Here is an 18,784-nt window from a genome sequence, read left to right as displayed (position 1 = left end):
GCCCCGCCCCGCTCCGAGCCGTCCGCACCCCCAGGCAGCACCCGCTCCGGCGCCGACACCCATGCCGTCCGCGCCCGATCTGGCAAGCATGGACCCATCCGAGTTCACCAGCGCTGGCGCTCAAGCCTCGGGCGATACCGGCGTGGTCACCGATCTCAGCGGCGAAGGCCCGGGCGGGCCACCCGCACCGCCCGGGGACGCCTTCTCGCTGCCGCCCTCGGCTACGCTGCGGTACGCCACTTACGTCAACGGCGTGCGCAACGAAGATGGTGTGATCCGCTGGGCCACCGATGGAAAAACTTACACGCTTGCCGTGGAAATTCCGTTGCCACTCTTCTTTGGCAAACTCGCGTTTCGCAGCGCGGGCACCGTCGGCCCGTATGGCCTGACCCCCGCGCGCTACGAAGAAGTGCGCGGGCGCCGACAACCCGACCTCACAACGTTCCACTACGCAGCCGACCCCACGCCGGCATCTGGCGCGCAGGGCGCACCCACGGTCACTTTCACCCGCACGCCCGCCGTGCTGCCGCTGCCCGAGGGCACGCAAGACCGCTTCAGCGTCTTCCTTCAGTTGACCGGACTGGCGCGCGGTGGCCCTGAGCGCATCGCCAGCCCGGGCCTCACGCTGGAATTCCCGATCGCCGATACCGACAGCGTAGAGGTGGCCCGCGTCCAGCACGTCGGCGAGGACACCATCGACACCCCGAACGGCACGATTCGTGCGCAGCACTTCATACGGCTGCCGCGCCGCGCAGAGGACAAACGGCGTGTAGAGATCTGGCTGTCTGCCGACCACGGCTGGCTGCCGGTCCGCCTGCGCCAGACCGAGCCCAACGGCATGCAATTCGATCTGGTCTACCAGTCCCAGGAAGGAGGCTGATATGAACGCCAACGCCCTCTCCAACGCCGGCACGGTGCACGCCAACGGCATCGACATCCACTACCGCACCGACGGCACAGATGGCCCGTGGGTCGTGCTTGCCCACGCGCTGGGCGTGGACCACCAGTTGTGGGACAGCATCGCCCAACGCTTGGCCAGCCGCCATCGCGTGCTGCGCTACGACGCACGCGGCCACGGCAAGACCAGCGCCCCGCACGGCGCCTACACGCTGTTCCAGTTGGCGGACGATGTAGCCGGGCTGCTCGATGCACTGTCGATTGAACAGGCGCATTTCGTTGGCCTGTCGATGGGCGGCATGGTTGGGCAGGTCCTGGGCGTGCGGCACCCACATCGGCTGCTGTCGCTCACGCTATGTGACACCGTTTCCTACACGCCGGTGTCGGCGCATGCCATGTGGGACGAGCGCATCGGCCAGGTCGAAGCACACGGCATGAGCGGCATAGTCGAAGCCACGATACAGCGCTGGCTGACCACGCCGTTTCGTGAAGCCCATCCCGACATTGTTGAACGCATCCGCAGCTTGCTGCGCGCCACGCCACCCCACGGCTATGTCGGTACATGCCTGGCCATCAAGGCGCTCGACACACGCAGTTCCCTGGCGCGCATCGCTTGCCCAACATTGGTCATAACAGGCGAGCAGGACACCGGTGCGCCAGTGGAAGCGGCGCGCGAGATCGCCTCGCACATTCCCGACGCCCGTTTGAAAGTGATCTCCGACGCTGCGCACTTGGCCCCTATCGAACAGGAGGAGGCCTTTCTCGCCGATCTGGATGAGTTCTTCGGGCACGCAGGATGCGGGAGCCAATGCGACACGCCATAAGGCTTGCTTGCCTTGCCGATAGTTGCAGGCGCCCCGCACACGGCCCGTCGTCTACCCGCCGAATGGCGGAAGACGGCTTGCTTCTTTCGATGCAGGAACGGAAAGGTCTTGTTACGCGAACACAACGCACGTCACACATTTCGCCTCGCATTCGCGAACTTTGTGACCGATCATGAAGCCCAAGGGGTACATGGAAGAAACGGGCATGAGGCGGGAGTTGATCGGCCCTTGAAGTCATGATGGTGGGCCCCATCTACCCAGTGCAGCAGTAGAGCAGTCCCCACAACAGCAAGACGATTGACGCCTCGGAGGTGCACCATGCAGATGATCTACAACAGCGACAACTACTGTGTTGTTGAGTTCGGTGTAGACGGCCAACACGCCATGCTGGCAGCGGGTGGCTACGAGATCGTCGACAAGAACCTCAAACGTGAAATTTTCCTCGGCGGTGAGTTGGCCGAGCATTTCCGCGAGGATGTGAAAAAGCTGATCGCCAGCGAGCCTACCGTTGAAGAAGTCGACGATTTTCTCGGCAAATTCGACACGGTGATGACGCAGCCGGTGACGATGCACTGAGGTACCGCGCGGGCAAGCCGCCCGCCAGACGGATCGACAAAAAAACGCCCGGAGCATGGCGCTGCCGGGCGTTTTTTTCGTGTGTGTCGATCGACTATCGGATCGATAGCGTCTTTCTAGCATTGCTCCCACGGCAGGCCGGCATGACGCCAGCCATTAAGCGTGTTGCGATGGCGCGTGCTGTCCAGGTCCCCCTCGAAGCCGTGGCGCACGACATAGACATCACGGAAACCCGCTTCTTCCAGTGCGTGCGCCGCAGCGGCTGAGCGATTGCCGCTGCGGCAGATCAGCACGACGGGGCGCTCCACGCCGTGGCCCGTCAGTTTGCGCACGGTTGGCACGAACTCGGGGTTCACTTCCCAATGCGGGCCGTCGTTCCATGCAACGTGATGGGCGCCGGCTGGATGACCCACGAACAGGTGTTCCATTTCACTGCGGCAGTCGACAAAAAGCGCGGCGGGCGTGCGCTCCAGGAAGACGTGGGCGTCTGCGGGATCGAGCAATTGCATGGCGGGCGGCAGGGCGGGCAAATGGGCTGACATGGATTATAGGAGCGCGATTGCCCACAACAGCGGCAAGTCATTGATGCGACTGGTAAAATTCACCTTTGGCCGCAAATTCTGAATATTTGGCCGGCCGCAGCACCTCGGAGTCCCTCCCCATGACCGCGCCCCTGCCCTACACCCGTGCCGCCAACCTGCCCGCGCTGCTGCGCGAGCGCATCCTGATCCTGGACGGCGCGATGGGCACCATGATCCAGCGCTACAAGCTGACCGAGGCGCAATACCGCGGCGAGCGCTTTGCCAACCACCCGATCGACGTGAAGGGCAACAACGAGCTGCTGCTGCTCACGCGCCCCGACGTCATCCGTGAAATCCACGAGCAGTACCTGGCAGCCGGCGCGGACCTGATCGAAACGAACACCTTCGGTGCGACGACCATCGCGCAGGAAGACTACAAGATGGCGGACCTGGCCTACGAGATGAACGTGGTGGCTGCCCGCCTAGCACGTGAAGCCTGCGACAAATACAGCACGCCGGACAAACCCCGCTTTGTGGCCGGCGCCTTTGGGCCGACGCCCAAGACCGCCAGCATCTCGCCCGACGTGAACGACCCGGGCGCCCGCAACGTCAGCTTCGACCAACTGCGCGACGCGTATTACGAGCAGGGCAAGGCGCTGCTCGAAGGCGGCGCGGACGTGTTCCTGGTCGAAACCATCTTCGACACGCTCAACGCCAAGGCGGCGCTGTTTGCCATCGATCAGCTCTTTGAAGACACCGGCGAGCGCGTGCCCGTGATGATCTCCGGCACGGTGACCGACGCCTCGGGCCGCATTCTCTCGGGCCAGACCGTCGAGGCCTTCTGGAACAGCCTGCGCCACGCCAAGCCGATCACCTTCGGCCTGAACTGCGCGCTGGGTGCTGCGCTGATGCGTCCGTACATTGCCGAGCTGGCGAAGATCTGCGACACGGCCGTCTCGTGCTACCCGAATGCCGGCCTGCCCAACCCGATGAGCGACACAGGCTTCGATGAAACGCCTGACGTCACGTCCAACCTGGTTGACGAATTTGCCTCGGCCGGCCTGGTGAACCTGGTGGGCGGTTGCTGCGGCACGACGCCCGAGCACATCAAGGCGATTGCCGAGCGCGTGGCCAACCGCAAGCCGCGCGCATGGCCGGGCCAGTATCTTGAAGCCGCCTGACATGAACGCACGCATCGACAGCACGATCCCCGTGCTGGCCTCGCTGGACCTGGCGGAGTCAGCCCGCTTCTATACGGAGCGGCTTGGCTTCACGCAGGAGCTGATTGCAGACGACTACCTGATCGTCAGCCGCGATGGCGCCGAAATCCATTTCTGGCTGTGCGACGACCGCCGCATTGCCGAGCACACCTCGTGCTACCTGCGTGTGCCCAGCACGCAGGCCCTGTTTGAAGAATTCACCGCGCGCGGGCTGGAGCTCGCGCCGCCGGCGGTGCGTCCGTGGGGCATGAAAGAGCTCTACGTGATCGACCCGCACGGCAACCTGTTGAAGCTGGGCGAACACGCCCCCGCCTGACCGAACCCCGCACCATCATGACCGACCATCCCATGCGCCTCTCCGGCCTCGAGCCATTCAACATCGGCGAGAGCACGCTCTTCGTCAACGTCGGCGAGCGCACCAATGTCACCGGGTCCAAGGCGTTCGCGCGCATGATCCTGAACAGCCAGTTCGACGAGGCGCTGGCCGTGGCGCGCCAGCAGGTCGAAAACGGCGCGCAGGTCATCGACATCAACATGGACGAGGCGATGCTCGATTCCAAGGCGGCGATGGTGCGCTTCCTGAATCTGATCGCCTCGGAGCCCGACATCGCGCGCGTGCCGATCATGATCGACTCGTCCAAGTGGGAGGTGATCGAGGCGGGGCTGAAGTGCGTACAGGGCAAGGCGATCGTCAATTCGATCTCGCTCAAGGAAGGCGAAGAACAGTTCGCGCACCACGCCAAGCTCATCAAGCGCTACGGTGCGGCCGCCGTGGTGATGGCGTTTGACGAGCAAGGCCAGGCTGACACATACGCGCGCAAGACCGAGATCTGCAAGCGCAGCTACGACTTCCTGGTCAACAAGGTCGGCTTTGACCCGGAAGACATCATCTTCGACCCGAACATCTTTGCGGTGGCCACCGGCATCGAAGAACACAACAACTACGCCGTGGACTTCATCGAAGCCACGCGCTGGATCAAGCAGAACCTGCCGTACGCGAAGGTGAGCGGCGGCGTGTCGAACGTGTCGTTCTCGTTCCGCGGCAACGACGTGGTGCGCGAGGCGATCCACACTGTGTTCCTGTACTACGCGATTCAGGCGGGCATGGACATGGGCATCGTCAACGCTGGGCAGCTCGGCGTGTACGAGAACCTCGACCCCGAGCTGCGCGACCGCGTGGAAGACGTGGTGCTGAACCGCCGCCCGGATGCGACCGACCGCCTGCTGGAAATCGCAGACCGCTACAAGGGCGGGGCTACCCGCCGCGAAGAGAATCTGGCCTGGCGCCAGGAGCCGGTGGAAAAACGCCTGGCGCACGCGCTCGTGCATGGCATCACCGACTACGTGGTCGAAGACACCGAAGAAGTCCGTCAGAAGATCTTTGCCGCCGGCGGACGTCCGATCCAGGTCATCGAAGGCCCGCTGATGGACGGCATGAACATCGTGGGCGACCTCTTCGGCGCCGGGAAGATGTTCCTGCCGCAGGTGGTCAAATCCGCCCGCGTGATGAAGCAGGCGGTGGCGCACCTGATTCCGTTCATCGAAGAAGAAAAGCGTCAGATTGCGGCGGCGGGCGGCGACGTGCGCTCGCGCGGCAAGATCGTCATCGCCACGGTCAAGGGCGATGTGCACGATATCGGCAAGAACATCGTCACCGTCGTGCTCCAGTGCAACAACTTCGAGGTCGTGAACATGGGCGTGATGGTCCCGTGCAACGACATCCTGGCAAAGGCGAAGGTGGAAGGCGCGGACATCATCGGGCTGTCGGGCCTGATTACGCCTTCGCTGGAAGAGATGGCCTACGTGGCCTCGGAAATGCAGCGCGACGAGTATTTCCGCGTGAAGAAGATCCCGCTGCTGATCGGCGGCGCGACGACGAGCCGCGTGCACACCGCCGTGAAGATCGCCCCGAATTACGAAGGGCCGGTGGTCTACGTGCCGGACGCTTCACGCTCGGTGAGCGTGGCATCGAGCCTGCTGTCCGACGAAGGCGCCGCGCGCTACGTCGAAGAGCTGCACGCCGACTACGACCGCATCCGCACCCAGCACGCCAACAAGAAGGCCACGCCGATGGTGTCGCTGGCCGCCGCGCGCGCCAACAAGACCAAGATCGACTGGAGCCACTACACGCCGCCCAAGCCCAAGTTCATCGGCCGCCGCGTGTTCCGCAACTACGACCTGAACGAACTCGCGCAGTACATCGACTGGGGCCCGTTCTTCCAGACGTGGGACCTGGCCGGCAAATACCCGGACATTCTCAACGACGAGATCGTCGGCGAATCGGCCCGCAAGGTGTTCTCCGACGGCAAGAGCATGCTCGCGCGCCTCATTGCTGGGCGCTGGCTCACGGCCAACGGCGTGATCGCGCTGCTGCCCGCCAACACCGTCAACGACGACGACATCGAGATCTACACCGACGAATCGCGCTCGGAAGTCGCGCTCACCTGGCGCAACATCCGCCAGCAGAGCGAGCGCCCGATCATCGACGGCGTGATGCGCCCGAACCGCTGCCTGGCCGATTTCATCGCGCCCAAGAGCACCGGCATTGCCGACTACATCGGCCTGTTTGCCGTCACCGGCGGCATCGGGGTGGAAAAGCGCGAGAAGCAGTTCGAAGCCGACAACGACGACTACAGCGCGATCATGCTCAAGGCCCTGGCCGATCGCTTTGCCGAGGCGTTTGCAGAATGCCTGCACGCCCGCGTGCGGCGCGACCTGTGGGGCTACGCGCCGGACGAAACGCTCGACAACGAGGCACTCATCCGCGAGGAGTACAAGGGCATCCGCCCCGCCCCTGGCTACCCGGCCTGCCCGGAGCACACCGTCAAGCGCGACATGTTCCGCGTGCTCGACGCGCAGGAGATCGGCATGAACCTGACCGAAGCGCTGGCGATGACACCCGCCGCATCGGTATCAGGCTTCTATCTGTCGCACCCGGACAGCACGTACTTCACGCTGGGCAAGATCGGCCAGGATCAGGTGGACGACATGATCGCCCGCAGCGGCGAAGATCGCGCGTTTGTGGAGCGCGCCCTCGCGCCGAATCTCTGATTCTGTGACAAGACGTTTAAGACATGGCGCGATCCGCACTGTGTCTTACGCCTGCAAACCCTTGCCGGCATTGGCTTTGTCGACGCTTCAAGAGGGGTGCGCCTTACATTACAAAGGCTTACACCCCCTAACAGTCGTAACCGGAAGGGCTCCATAGACTGAACCCATTCACTCAACACACACAGAGTGATGCCGCGACGAATCCTTCGCGTGGCCGTTCAGAACGAAAGGAGTCTCTTCCATGAACAAGCTGCTGATCTCCCTGTCCGCCATCGCCATCGCTGCTGCTTCGGCTTACGCCAACGCTCAAACCCCGTCGGCCGGCGCATCGCTGCAAACCAACGGCACGGCTGCCGTGGCCCCGGCGCAAGTCAACACGGGCGCAGGCCTGAAGGCCGATGTGAAGTCGGACGGCGGCGCCAAGCTGGACACCGAGTCCGCCAAGAGCCAACTGAACACCAAGGCCGAGCACGGCGCCAAGGCCGCGCACGAGCACAAGGCCAAGACGCAAGCCGGCGTCGACAAGACCGCAGACAAGGTCGGCAAGTCGGTCAGCAAGACGGAAAAATCGGCAGAAAAGTCGGGTAAGGCCGCAAAGGCTGACACCGCCGCCGGCGTGAGCGCCGACGCTGGCGCGAACGCTACGGCCACTACCCAGACCAAGTAACACGTCACTACACAGGAAAGCCGGGCATCGCCCGACGCATCCTGGCGACGCCGGGGCGGAACTCTTCCGCCCCGTTTTCTTTGGGCGCACGGGATCAGGCACGCGGATTGCTCAATGGCAGGCACTGATATGTTGCGATTCATGCACATTCCTGAGGGTTTTTATGGAAACGCTGACAACTCCCCCCGACCGCGCCAATAAGAGGGGCCCCGTTTCGGCGCAACAGTCCGATACAATTGCTGTCGTATCGAACCAACAAGCGCAGCGCGCAGAGCCGGGGAGCCCGCCCAGCGCGCTCATAAGGAGCAGCATGATTCGCGTCCTGATTGCGGACGACCACGAGATCGTCCGTGCCGGCCTTCGGCAGTTCCTGTCCGAAGAGCGGGACATCGAAGTCGCGGGGGAAGCGGCCAGCGGGGAAGAGGTGATGGAGCAACTCCGCACCGGCGCCTTCGACGTCGTGGTGCTCGACATTTCCATGCCCGATCGCAACGGCATCGACACCCTCAAGCTGGCGCGCCAGCGCCACCCTGATCTACCGGTGCTGATCCTGTCGACCTTCCCGGAAGACCAGTACGCCATCAACCTGATCCGCGCAGGCGCATCGGGCTATCTGACCAAGGAAAGCGCACCGGATGAGCTGGTCAAGGCCATTCGCACCGTGTCGCAAGGTCGTCGCTATGTGAGCCCCACCGTGGCGGAGCTACTGATTGGCGGCCTGGAAAAGCCGACCGACCAGCCGCTGCACCAGACGCTGTCCAAGCGTGAATTCCAGATCTTCTGCAAGCTGGCGCGCGGGCAATCGGTGTCGATCATCGCCGAAGAGCTATTCCTGAGCGTCAAGACGGTCAGCACGTACCGCACGCGGATTCTGGAAAAGATGGGCATGAAATCCAATGCCGATCTGACGTATTACGCCATCAAGAACGGCTTGGTCGAGTAGCACCCGATTGGGCGCCAAAACCCCTCTGCGCGCCGCAAACCCAACTGGCATGTAGGACAACGCCTGATACCACCTCGGCAACCCGCTGGCTAACATCAACCCATGCTGGATCAAGCCGTCACCCTCTCCACCCGTGGCCTGCGCGTCCTCCTGATCGAGGACTCCCCGGTGCTTCGCGGCATGGTGCTGGAATACCTCAAGGCCTCCGCCTTCGTGGCAACGGTCGAGTGGGCAGACACCGAAGACTTGGCACTGGGCCTTCTCGGGCAGGGCCACTATGACGTCGTGATCGTTGACCTGCAATTGCGGCAGGGCAATGGCTTCAAGGTCCTCCAAACGCTGCGCGATCAAGCGTCGCCCAGCGTGCGCATCGTCTACACCAATCACGCGCAAGTGCCGACCTATCGGCAGCGGTGCTTTGAAGCCGGCGCCAACTATTTCTTCGACAAATCGCTCGAACTCGACAAGGTGTTCGAAGTGATCGAAGAGCGTGCCGGTGTCGGCCGCCCCCGTCAGCAGCCCGCGCAGCATTTTCATCCCTGAGATTCTTCGTGCCCGCCGCGTCGGCTGTCGTGGCGCGCGCTCAACGCCATTTCTCACCCCCCCAAGGAGCGTTCGATGAAGACCTTGTGTGCCGCACTTGCACTGACGTGTGTGTTCCTGGCCGGCTGCAACACCATGGCCGGTGCCGGCAAGGACATCCAGACCGGTGGTCAGAAGCTGGAGAACTCGGCCGACAACGCCAAGCAAAAGATGTAACGCCGTCAGCTACACCGGCATCAAAAACAAAAAGCCCCGTGATGGGGCTTTTTGTTTGGGCGTTTGCATCGCGCTGGGCGTCTTACACCGTCGCGCCACCGTGGCCCGGCGCGGGCGCAATACCGCCAGTCAGCGCCTGCATGCCAGACGGTTCGTTGGCTGCCCCTCGGTCGAACACGGCATCGGTGGGGGGCAGCTCAACGATGATCGTCACACCACCGCCAGGCATTGAATCGATGACGAGCGTGCCGCCCAGCGCAATGGCGCGCTGCTCCATCCCCAGCAAGCCGTGATGGCCGACCATGCGGCGCCGCTCGATGTCGGCGGGAAAGCCACGGCCGTTGTCGCGCACGCGCAAGCGCACGCCCTCATCGTCCACGTCGAGCGCCACCGACACCGTGGTCGCATGCGCGTATTTCGACGCGTTGGTGAGCGATTCCTGCACGATGCGATACAGCGCGATGGCCGCATCGTCGGTCAGCTTGGGCATGTCGTCGGGCAGGCTCACCTCCGTATGCCAGCCGTTGCGCGTACCGACGTCCTCCGTCAATTGCGAGAGCGCCTCTACCAAACCCAGGTTGAGCAGAATCGTCGGGCGCAGGTCTTCGATCAGGCGGCGCTTGATCTGGATGCCCTGATCCACATGGGCCATCACACGCGTGATCTTTTCGCTCACCGCGGGCTCGCTGGCGTGAATGCGTGAGCGCAGCCAGTGCAGGTCCATCTTGGTGGCGGTGAGGATGGCGCCCAGTTCGTCGTGCAGCTCGCGGGCGAGCCGCGTCTTCTCGTCTTCCGTTACGCGCTGCAAGTGCGCGGCCAGATCGGACAGTTGCCGTGTGCGCTCGCGCACCATGCGGTCGAGTTTCTGGCTTTCCTCTTCAGCCATGTCGCGCTCGCGCTCCGTCAGGGCGAGGCGCTTGGCGTGCTGCAAGCCCAGCACTACCAGCAGGATGATGTTGACCGCCGTGATGAGCGCAATGCCGTAACGCGACAGCGCCAGATCGCGCTCGGCGTGCTCAAGGCTGCGGGCCACGGTGGCAATTTCGCGCTGGCGGAGCCGGTCCAGACCCTGCCGCACCGCTTCCATCGAGGCCTTGCCGAAATCGGTGCGCACGAGATCGAGCGCCACTTCAAGGTCACGCTTGCCGTAGATCAGCGTGAGTTCCATCTCGGTGAGCTTGCGGCTCACCTGGAGCGCTGTCTCCGAGAACAGCTTGAGCGCATCCGGATCGTTGGCGTAGTGATCGCGGATTTCTGCCATCAACGCATGAATATGCGGAATGGCCTTGTTGTACGGATCGAGGTATTCGTCCTTGCCCGTGAGCAGGAAACCGCGCTGCCCAGCCTCGGCGTTCACCAGTTCGGCAAGCAGTTCGTTGATGGCGGTTTCAGCCTGCTGCGACTGAATCACCTGCCGATAGCCCTGGCTCAGGCGGATGTTGCCCGTCTCTGAGGCAATCAGCACCCCGAGCGTCAGCAGAATGCCGCCGGCGAGCAGCAGAGTGGAGCGCAAGGATGACCGCATGGCATGCAGACCCATAGGAAACGCGTCAAACCGCCCGACGCGGCGCGCGTTGCGTTTGTGTTTTTTTGGCAATTCGGATGATACCGCGTGGGCGCCCTGGGCGACACTTCGGGCGCACCCCGGTCAGGCACGCGATGTGCGTGGGAGTACGCCACAGGGCGCCGGCCTCACGCAATGTGCCGCTGCCCTGCATCCCATCCATCCGAATCGGAGACGACAACATGCTGAAATGGGCACTCATCTTCGCCATCATTTCCCTGGTGGCCGGCGTGCTGGGCTTTACCGGCATTGCCGCAGGCGCGGCGAGTATCGCCAAGGTCCTGTTCTTCATCTTCGTGGTGCTGTTCGTGCTGTTTCTGGTGTTGGGCGTCACGGTCTTCAAGGCCGTCGATTAGCGCAGACAGCCCAGGCGCAGGCGCGGCCCGTGTCTTGCTAAGCCATTGACATGCGGCCCGCTTTCGCAAGCGCCGAAATTGCACCCGAACCAACCGCGCCGCCGGTGTGTCTCCCGCGGCGCCACGATGAGGAACTTCACCATGTCACTGTTTGCCAGCCAACGCGTCCGCAGCCGAATCGATGACGTCAATGATCGGGCCCACCGCGCCATGAACAGCGCCAGCGACGCCGTGGACCACGCCCGGTACGCCGCTCGCCCCGCCGTGGAAGACGTGCAAAGCCTGCTGCGCTCCCTTGAAAATGCCATCCATACACTGACCGACGAAGGCAGTGCCGAGGCCAGCCGGGCCCGCCGGACGCTGCATGCGCGCGCGGACCAACTGCGCCAAGCCGCCAACGACCGGGCCCATCAAGCCCGCGAACGCATGGACTGGGCACTCGATCGCACCGAAGAAACCATTACTGCGGCGCCGTTCAAGTCAGTGGGTGTCGCCGTGGCGATTGGCGCGGCGATCGGGCTGGTCGTGGCGCTGGCCGGCGGCAGCAGCCGGCGCGACGCCAACGAATAAACCCACCTCGCCAATCACCCCGCAGGAGCAAACCCATGAGCCGGACCAACGTCGCCGCCCCCTCGGAAAGCGGCTTCCTCACCGACATCAAGACCTTGCGCGAACGTGCCCGCAAGCACATCGAGGAAGGCGCGGTGACCGAAGACTACAAAGCCGATCGGGAAACCGTGCTGCGGCTGCTGAACGAGGCGCTGGCCACGGAACTGATCTGCGTGCTGCGCTACCGGCGCCACCACTTCATGGCCAAGGGCATCAATGCAGAACCGATCGCCGCGGAATTTCTCGTGCACGCCAACGAGGAACAGGCGCACGCCGACAGCATCGCCACGCGCATCGTGCAACTGGGCGGCGAGCCCAACTTCAATCCGGAAGGCCTGTCCACGCGAAGCCATTCTGAATACGTGGAAGCCGATGGCCTGGTCGACATGATCAAGGAAAACCTGGTGGCCGAGCGGATCGCGATCGACAGCTACCTGGAGATGATCCGCTACATCGGGGACCGAGACCCCACCACGCGGCGCGTGCTGGAACAGATTCTGGCCGTTGAGGAAGAACACGCGGACGAACTGTCCGACATGCTTCACGACCAATAACGCGAATGCAGTAAGACGAGATACCGGCCAACGCGCCAGCCCCCTCCCCCGCTCCCGGCCCGCTGTGGCCGGATGCCCGGACCGCCCCGTTTGGCGGCCGGGCATTTTTTTGGCCTGCGCCGAAGCTCAGACGCCCCAGAGCACGCTGGACTTCTCGACCAGCGATTCTTCCAGCATGTGAAGCAACGGATAGGCGCGCTGGCCGAGGTGCGGCGGCTCTTCTTCGCCGTTTTCGTCCAGGTCCGTCGCTGACAGTTCGGCCACCTTGATATGTGCCTGGTGCGTGTCATCCTTGATGGCGCGCTTGAGGCGATCGATGGCGTGGGGCATTTCTTCGGGCGTGATGACACCGCGCTCGCCCAGCGTCTTGCCGATCACGCCGAGCAGCACCATGGCGAGATCCTTCTGCATCGAGAATTTTTGCGAAGCGTGCGAAGTAAAGGTGATCATGATTTCTTGTTTCCCTTGGTTGGGTGGGGGAGCCGCAGATTGCCATGACTGGGGGCGGATACCTCTGAGACCGCGGCTCACCTGATAAAATTTCGTACTTTTCCCCGAACAACGCAACTGGCGGCGCCGGAACTGGATTTCAATCCATTTCAGCACTGCCGGCGTCATGGTTTCTTTATGCTGCCCTCCCACAAACAGACGATCGCCCAATTGTTGTCCGACGCCGTCGGCTCCCTGCTGCCCGAAGGCCAAGCCCGACCGGAGATCGTCCTGGAGCGCCCCAAGCAGGCCGCGCATGGCGACATCGCCTGCAACGTCGCGCTGCAGCTCGCCAAGCCGCTGGGCACCAATCCGCGCGAGTTGGCCGGCAAGATCGCCGACGCCATCCGCGCCGATGCCCGCGGCCAGCGCCTGGTCTCGGCCGTGGAAATCGCCGGCCCCGGCTTTATCAACCTGCGCCTGTCGGCCGCTGCGCGTGCCGACGTGATTGCCGCCGTGTTTGCCGAAGGCGACCGCTACGGCGCCGCCAACACGCATGACGGCGCACCGGTGCTGGTGGAATTCGTCTCGGCCAACCCGACGGGCCCGCTGCACGTCGGCCACGGCCGCCAGGCCGCGCTGGGCGATGCGCTGGCGAGCCTGCTCGACTGGCAGGGCCACAAGGTCCACCGCGAGTTCTATTACAACGACGCCGGCGTGCAGATCCAGAACCTGGCCGTCTCCGTCCAGGCCCGCGCGCGCGGCTTCAAACCGGGCGACGCCAACTGGCCCGAGGCCGCCTACAACGGCGACTACATTGCCGACATCGCCGCCGATTACCTCGCCGGCAAGACCGTACGCGCCTCCGATGGCGAACCCGTGACGGGCGAGCGCGATGTGGAGAACATCGAAGCCATCCGCCGCTTTGCCGTCACGTATCTGCGCAACGAGCAGGACATCGACCTGCAAGCGTTCGGCGTGAAGTTCGACCGTTACTACCTGGAATCGTCGCTCTACACCGAAGGCAAGGTTCAGCAGACGGTGGACGCACTCGTCGCTGCCGGCAAGACGTACGAGCAGGAAGGCGCGCTGTGGCTGCGCACGACCGACGATGGCGACGACAAGGACCGCGTCATGCGCAAGTCCGACGGCGCCTACACCTACTTCGTGCCCGACGTTGCGTACCACACGACCAAGTGGGGCCGCGGCTTCACGCAGGTCATCAACGTCCAGGGCAGCGACCACCACGGCACCATCGCCCGCGTGCGCGCCGGCCTGCAGGGCCTGAACATCGGCATCCCGAAGGGCTACCCCGATTACGTCCTGCACAAGATGGTCACGGTGATGAAGGACGGCGCCGAGGTCAAGATTTCCAAGCGCGCCGGCTCGTACGTGACCGTGCGCGACCTGATCGAATGGTCCAACGGTGACGCTGAATCGGAAGCCGGCGTCGACACCATCCGCGCCTGCGTGGACGCCGGTGAGCCGAACTGGCCCGCGCGCTTCACGCGTGGCCGCGACGCCGTGCGCTTCTTCCTGCTGTCGCGCAAGGCCGATACCGAATTCGTCTTCGACGTGGACCTCGCGCTCAAGCAGAGCGATGAGAACCCGGTGTACTACGTGCAATACGCCCACGCGCGCATCTGCTCGGTGTTCGAACGCGCCGGCGTTGATCCTGCCTCGCTCACCAACGCTGATCTGGCTGCGGTGACGGGGCCGGACGTCAGCCCGCAGGCGACAGCCCTGGTGCAACGCCTGGCCGTATTCCCCGACATGTTGGCCGACGCCGCACGTGAGCTGGCCCCGCACGCCGTAGCCTTCTACCTGCGCGACCTGGCAGGCGATTTCCACGCGTTCTACAACGCCGATCGCGTGCTGGTCGATGACGAGGCCGTCAAGCGTGCCCGTCTGGCGCTCCTGGCCGCCACGCGTCAGGTGCTGCGCAACGGGTTGGCGGTGATCGGCGTGTCCGCGCCGCAAAAGATGTAAACGCGCACGATTTGGCATCACACGGCGCTCTTATAATCGGGCGCTTCTAGAAGGATCGACATGGCACGCAATACGCAATCTTCCCGTGCCCGCTCGCAACGGGGCGGCACGTTTCTGGGTCTGGTGCTGGGCTTGATCGTCGGTTTGGCGATCGCCGTGGTGGTGGCGGTGTACATCACCAAGGCCCCGGTACCGTTCGTGTCGCGTGGCGGCGCGCAACCCAAGCCGAGCGAAGCGGGCAACGTGGTCAACACGCTTCCGGCGCCGGTGCAACCCGCGCCGCAGGCCAGCGCCCCGCAGGCGGCGGACCCGAACGCGCCGCTGTGGAGCCGCGTGCCGGCCAAGCCGGTCGATCAGACCGCCGAGCAGAACAATCCGCCGCCGGGCATCACCATTCACCCGGCCCAGCCGGGCTCGACCCCGCAGGTGGCAAGCGCACCGGGCGCCAAGCCGCCCAAGCCGCCGGTCACTGCCTCCAACGAAAAGCCGGTGACGGACCCGATTGCAGAGATTGCTCGCCAGGATGCCGCCAAGACCGGCTATTTCCTGCAAGTTGGCGCTTACAAATCCGCCGAAGACGCCGAGCGCCAGAAGGGCAACCTGGCCATGCAAGGCTTTGAAGCCAAGGTGACGCAGCGCGAGGTGAACGGCGCCACGATGTATCGCGTGCGCCTGGGGCCGTTCAACTCGCTCGACGAGATGACCGCCGTGCGCAGCCGCCTGCAATCGACGGGCGTGGAATCGTCGGTCATCCGCTTCGCCCGCCAGTAACGTGAAGTCTGTGCAGCCCGCTTTGAACCCCGCGGGCTGTGATCGGTCAGAGACCTGAGATTCAGTTACGCTGACAGCCGCGTCGAGCGGTTCCGCATGCGAATTCGCTGGTTTTTCCGTTGCTTTGTCCAGTTCGTCGTCTAATCCGTCGTCCATTCACCATGAAAAAACTCGCTGCTTTCCTGATCGCCCTCGCTATCGGCGCCGGCCTCCTGATGACCGCACCGGCCAACGCCGCGCCGACCGCCGGCAAGGAATACAAAGTGCTGCAAACGCCGCAGCCCGTGCCCGCAGGCAAGATCGAAGTGACGGAGTTCTTCTGGTACGGCTGCCCGCACTGCTACGACTTTGAAAACACCTGGACGGCGTGGGTCGCCAAGCAAGGCAAGGACGTGGTGATCAAGCGCGTGCCCGTGGCTTTCAATGCCAAGCTGGAGCCGCATACCCGCATCTATTACACGCTGGAAGCGCTGGGCAAGCTCGACGCCAAGGACGCCAGCGGCAAGACGCTGCATGACCGCGTGTTCGACCAGCTGCACAAAAACTACCGCTCGATGTCCGAGCTGGACGACATCGCCAAGTTCATGGCCGCCAACGGCGTCGATGAGAAGCAATTCCGCGACACCTACAACTCGTTCAGTGTGAACGCCAATACCAAACGCGCTGCGCAACTGGCCGATCAGTACAAGATCGAAGGCGTGCCGACCGTGGTCGTGCAGGGCAAGTACACCACCTCGCCGGCAGATGCAGGCAGCAACGTGGGCGCGGCCCAAACGCTCGACTATCTCGTCGACCAGGTGCGCAACCGCAAGATGTGACGGGTTGCCGCGTTTCCGGGCCTCTGCCCGGGCGTGACACCGCCATCGACGCCCGCCCCTGTGCGGGCGTTTTTTGTGCGTCGGCCTTCTTCACATCTTCACACCAACAGGACATCGACATGAGCGAGATCGTCTTCATCACGGGCGCTTCCAGCGGGATCGGGCAGGCACTGGCACGGCAGTACGCAGCGCAGGGCGCCAAGATCGGGCTGGTCGCACGGCGGGTCGACGCGCTCCATGCGTTTGTGCAGACGCTGCCCGCCGGTCTCCAGGGCCGCTGCCATTGCTACGCGGCCGACGTGCGCAGCGCCAATTCAATGCGCGACGTGGCCAACGCCTTTATCGCCACAGTGGGGCTGCCCGATGTCGTGATCGCCAACGCCGGCATTTCGGTCGGCACGGACTTGCGCGAACCCGGCGACCTGAAAGCCTTTGCCGCCGTGATGGACACCAACTGGATGGGCGTGCTCAACACGTTCCAGCCGTTCGTCACGCCGATGCTGGCACGCGCCAAGCCTGGGCAGCCTGGCGGGACGCTGGTCGGCATTGCCAGCGTTGCCGGCGTGCGCGGGCTGCCGGGTGCTGCCGCGTACAGCGCGTCCAAATCGGCGGTGATCAAGCTGATGGAGAGCCTGCGCGTGGAGTTCCGCCCGCTTGGCCTGCGCGTGGTGACGATCGCCCCCGGCTACATCCAGACGCCGATGACCGAACACAATCCGTATCCGATGCCCTTCCTGATGCCGGTGGACCGCTTTGCACAGAAAGCCGTGAATGCGATCCATCGCGGCGTGCGCTTCACGGTGCTGCCATGGCAGATGGGCATCGTCGCCAAGCTGCTGCACGTGCTGCCGCGCGTGCTCTATGACTTTGCGTTTGCGCGCGCCGGGCGCAAACCCCGCAACCCCGAGATTTCGTCATGACTTACACCGATGCGGCTGGCATCGCGCACGCGCCCGTCGACACCACACCGCGTATCGCCAGCCTGGTCCCTTCGATTACCGATCTGCTGTTCTCGCTCGATCTGGGCGATCAGCTCGTCGCCCGCACCGGCTTCTGCATCCACCCACGCGAAGCGGTGCGCAACGTACCGAAGGTGGGCGGCACCAAGACCGTCAAACTCGACAAGCTGCGCGAGCTGGCCCCCACACACGTGATCGTCAACATTGACGAGAACACACGCCCGACCGTCGACAAGCTGCGCGAGTTCATCCCACACATCATCGTCACGCATCCTTGTTCGCCGGAAGACAACCTCGCGCTATACCAGCTGCTGGGCGGTATCTTTCGCCGCGAAGCGCAGGCGCAGACATTGTCAGATGCGCTCACGCAGGAGCTGGAGGCGCTGCGCAGCCGCCACTTCCTGCCGCACCGCGTGCTGTATGCCATCTGGCAAGACCCGTGGATGACGGTGTCGCGCGATACGTACATCTCGCGCATGCTCAAGCTCGTCAACTGCCATACATGGCCCGACGACCCGGCGCCCGTGCAATGTGGCACCGACAAAAGCGGTGATTGCGCCCGTCCCAACCGGCCCGACACGCGCTACCCGACGTTCCGCTGGAGCGATGAGGTGGTGCGCAACATCGACTGCGTGCTGCTCTCCACCGAGCCTTACAGCTTTACCGAAGAGCATGTCGACGCGCTGGAAAAGCAGATCGGCAAGCCGGTTTATCTCGTCGATGGCGAGATGGTGTCGTGGTACGGCAGCCGCGCAATCGAGGGTGTGCGATACCTGGGGCAATTTGCGAAGACCCTGCGTTAGGGTTGAATCATCCGGCCGCAGCCAAAAAAGAACCCGCCAGTTGGCGGGTTTTTCGTTGGCCGCAGCGACACGTTATCGCACAAACCCATAGTCGTACTCCACCTTGGCAATGCGCAGGTGGTACGACGCATACCATTGGTCACGCCCCAACTTCTGCGCGGCAAGGTGCTCACTCTGGTTCTTCCACTCGCGAATGGCCTCCAGCGACGACCAGTACGACACGGTGATGCCCGGCCGCCCCTGGTCGCCGGCCAGTTCATCACGCACGGATTCAATGCCGAGAAAGCCCGGCATGCTGCGCGCCAGTTCCACCATGCGGTCGGCCATCGCGCCGTAGCCGTTGTCGCCGTCGGTGCGGGTGGAAGCGAAGATCACGGCGTAATAGGGCGCAGTCGGCGTTTGCGCGGGAAACGGCAGGACGACGGCGCTGTCGTCGAGAACGTCATGCTGGTCAGCCATGGTCGGCTCCGGTGA

General features: G+C 63.9%; 22 protein-coding genes. 18 read left to right on the top strand and 4 right to left on the bottom strand.

Annotated features, from left to right (window positions below):
• The 3 genes from ACU8YE_RS11805 to ACU8YE_RS11795 all read left to right on the top strand — a co-directional run.
• The coding region (locus ACU8YE_RS11805) for a DUF3108 domain-containing protein (protein WP_446928769.1) at positions 1-880 on the top strand (880 nt) is incomplete at its 5' end.
• Position 881: 1 nt separating this feature from the next.
• Positions 882-1,721: a 3-oxoadipate enol-lactonase gene (gene pcaD / locus ACU8YE_RS11800; RefSeq protein WP_446928768.1), complete on the top strand. Its 840-nt coding sequence runs from the start codon at positions 882-884 to the stop codon at positions 1,719-1,721.
• A 318-nt stretch (positions 1,722-2,039) separates the two neighbouring features.
• Positions 2,040-2,297: a BTH_I0359 family protein gene (locus tag ACU8YE_RS11795; protein ID WP_012760982.1), complete on the top strand. Its 258-nt coding sequence runs from the start codon at positions 2,040-2,042 to the stop codon at positions 2,295-2,297.
• A 116-nt stretch (positions 2,298-2,413) separates the two neighbouring features.
• On the opposite strand, the gene ACU8YE_RS11790 is transcribed toward ACU8YE_RS11795, so the two are convergent.
• On the bottom strand, positions 2,414-2,806 hold the full coding sequence (locus ACU8YE_RS11790; protein WP_322017186.1) for a rhodanese-like domain-containing protein: 393 nt from the start codon (positions 2,804-2,806) through the stop codon (positions 2,414-2,416).
• 152 nt (positions 2,807-2,958) lie between these two features.
• Between ACU8YE_RS11790 and ACU8YE_RS11785 the strand changes: the two genes are divergently transcribed.
• From ACU8YE_RS11785 to ACU8YE_RS11755, 7 genes are all read left to right on the top strand, one after another.
• Entirely contained in the window at positions 2,959-3,999 is a 1,041-nt protein-coding gene (locus tag ACU8YE_RS11785; RefSeq protein ID WP_232041760.1) for a homocysteine S-methyltransferase family protein, read from the top strand.
• A 1-nt stretch (position 4,000) separates the two neighbouring features.
• Positions 4,001-4,354, top strand: coding sequence for a bleomycin resistance protein (locus tag ACU8YE_RS11780; protein ID WP_232041759.1), 354 nt, complete (start codon positions 4,001-4,003; stop codon positions 4,352-4,354).
• Complete coding sequence (metH, locus tag ACU8YE_RS11775; protein ID WP_446928774.1) at positions 4,351-7,089, top strand: methionine synthase; 2,739 nt, start codon at positions 4,351-4,353, stop codon at positions 7,087-7,089. The genes ACU8YE_RS11780 and metH overlap by 4 nt, the downstream gene beginning before the upstream one ends.
• 241 nt (positions 7,090-7,330) lie before the next feature.
• Positions 7,331-7,756, top strand: coding sequence for a hypothetical protein (locus tag ACU8YE_RS11770; protein ID WP_446928767.1), 426 nt, complete (start codon positions 7,331-7,333; stop codon positions 7,754-7,756).
• Positions 7,757-8,066: 310 nt separating this feature from the next.
• Positions 8,067-8,699: a response regulator gene (locus ACU8YE_RS11765; RefSeq protein WP_009277190.1), complete on the top strand. Its 633-nt coding sequence runs from the start codon at positions 8,067-8,069 to the stop codon at positions 8,697-8,699.
• Between the two features lie 102 nt (positions 8,700-8,801).
• Positions 8,802-9,242, top strand: coding sequence for a response regulator (locus ACU8YE_RS11760; protein ID WP_232041756.1), 441 nt, complete (start codon positions 8,802-8,804; stop codon positions 9,240-9,242).
• A 75-nt stretch (positions 9,243-9,317) separates the two neighbouring features.
• Positions 9,318-9,458 carry an entericidin A/B family lipoprotein gene (locus tag ACU8YE_RS11755; RefSeq protein ID WP_232041755.1) on the top strand — a complete coding sequence of 47 codons (141 nt, stop codon included), beginning with the start codon at positions 9,318-9,320 and terminating at the stop codon, positions 9,456-9,458.
• Positions 9,459-9,540: 82 nt separating this feature from the next.
• Here the strand turns inward: ACU8YE_RS11755 and ACU8YE_RS11750 are convergent, their stop codons facing one another.
• A complete protein-coding gene (locus ACU8YE_RS11750) occupies positions 9,541-10,983 on the bottom strand; it encodes a sensor histidine kinase (protein ID WP_232041754.1) in 1,443 nt (480 codons plus the stop codon).
• Between the two features lie 221 nt (positions 10,984-11,204).
• Here ACU8YE_RS11750 and ACU8YE_RS11745 point away from each other — a divergent pair, with 221 nt between their 5' ends.
• From ACU8YE_RS11745 to ACU8YE_RS11735, 3 genes are all read left to right on the top strand, one after another.
• On the top strand, positions 11,205-11,378 hold the full coding sequence (locus tag ACU8YE_RS11745; protein ID WP_004633727.1) for a DUF1328 family protein: 174 nt from the start codon (positions 11,205-11,207) through the stop codon (positions 11,376-11,378).
• A gap of 141 nt (positions 11,379-11,519) precedes the next feature.
• Positions 11,520-11,948, top strand: coding sequence for a DUF883 family protein (locus ACU8YE_RS11740; RefSeq protein ID WP_232041753.1), 429 nt, complete (start codon positions 11,520-11,522; stop codon positions 11,946-11,948).
• Positions 11,949-11,983: 35 nt separating this feature from the next.
• Entirely contained in the window at positions 11,984-12,541 is a 558-nt protein-coding gene (locus ACU8YE_RS11735) for a ferritin-like domain-containing protein (RefSeq protein ID WP_260804037.1), read from the top strand.
• 126 nt (positions 12,542-12,667) lie between these two features.
• Here ACU8YE_RS11735 and ACU8YE_RS11730 read toward each other — a convergent pair whose 3' ends face one another.
• On the bottom strand, positions 12,668-12,991 hold the full coding sequence (locus ACU8YE_RS11730; protein ID WP_232041751.1) for a DUF1840 domain-containing protein: 324 nt from the start codon (positions 12,989-12,991) through the stop codon (positions 12,668-12,670).
• A 177-nt stretch (positions 12,992-13,168) separates the two neighbouring features.
• On the opposite strand from ACU8YE_RS11730, the gene argS reads away from it, so the two are divergent.
• From argS to ACU8YE_RS11705, 5 genes are all read left to right on the top strand, one after another.
• Positions 13,169-14,959 (top strand): arginine--tRNA ligase, encoded by a 1,791-nt coding sequence (gene argS / locus ACU8YE_RS11725; RefSeq protein ID WP_446928766.1) that lies wholly within the window; start codon positions 13,169-13,171, stop codon positions 14,957-14,959.
• Between the two features lie 60 nt (positions 14,960-15,019).
• The gene (locus ACU8YE_RS11720) at positions 15,020-15,730 is read left to right on the top strand and encodes an SPOR domain-containing protein (protein WP_232041749.1); all 711 of its coding nucleotides are present in this window, start codon (positions 15,020-15,022) and stop codon (positions 15,728-15,730) included.
• A 161-nt stretch (positions 15,731-15,891) separates the two neighbouring features.
• Positions 15,892-16,548 (top strand): thiol:disulfide interchange protein DsbA/DsbL, encoded by a 657-nt coding sequence (locus tag ACU8YE_RS11715; RefSeq protein ID WP_446928765.1) that lies wholly within the window; start codon positions 15,892-15,894, stop codon positions 16,546-16,548.
• A gap of 119 nt (positions 16,549-16,667) precedes the next feature.
• The gene (locus tag ACU8YE_RS11710; protein ID WP_446928764.1) at positions 16,668-17,468 is read left to right on the top strand and encodes an SDR family oxidoreductase; all 801 of its coding nucleotides are present in this window, start codon (positions 16,668-16,670) and stop codon (positions 17,466-17,468) included.
• Entirely contained in the window at positions 17,465-18,310 is an 846-nt protein-coding gene (locus ACU8YE_RS11705; RefSeq protein ID WP_343620183.1) for a helical backbone metal receptor, read from the top strand. The genes ACU8YE_RS11710 and ACU8YE_RS11705 overlap by 4 nt, the downstream gene beginning before the upstream one ends.
• Before the next feature lie 72 nt (positions 18,311-18,382).
• On the opposite strand, the gene ACU8YE_RS11700 is transcribed toward ACU8YE_RS11705, so the two are convergent.
• Complete coding sequence (locus ACU8YE_RS11700; protein ID WP_322017180.1) at positions 18,383-18,769, bottom strand: antibiotic biosynthesis monooxygenase family protein; 387 nt, start codon at positions 18,767-18,769, stop codon at positions 18,383-18,385.
• Between the last annotated feature and the right edge of the window lie 15 nt (positions 18,770-18,784).

Source organism: Ralstonia sp. VS2407 (assembly GCF_052950655.1).
The sequence above is the reverse complement of the archived record's forward strand: the minus strand, read 5'-3'. Positions and strand labels throughout refer to the sequence as shown.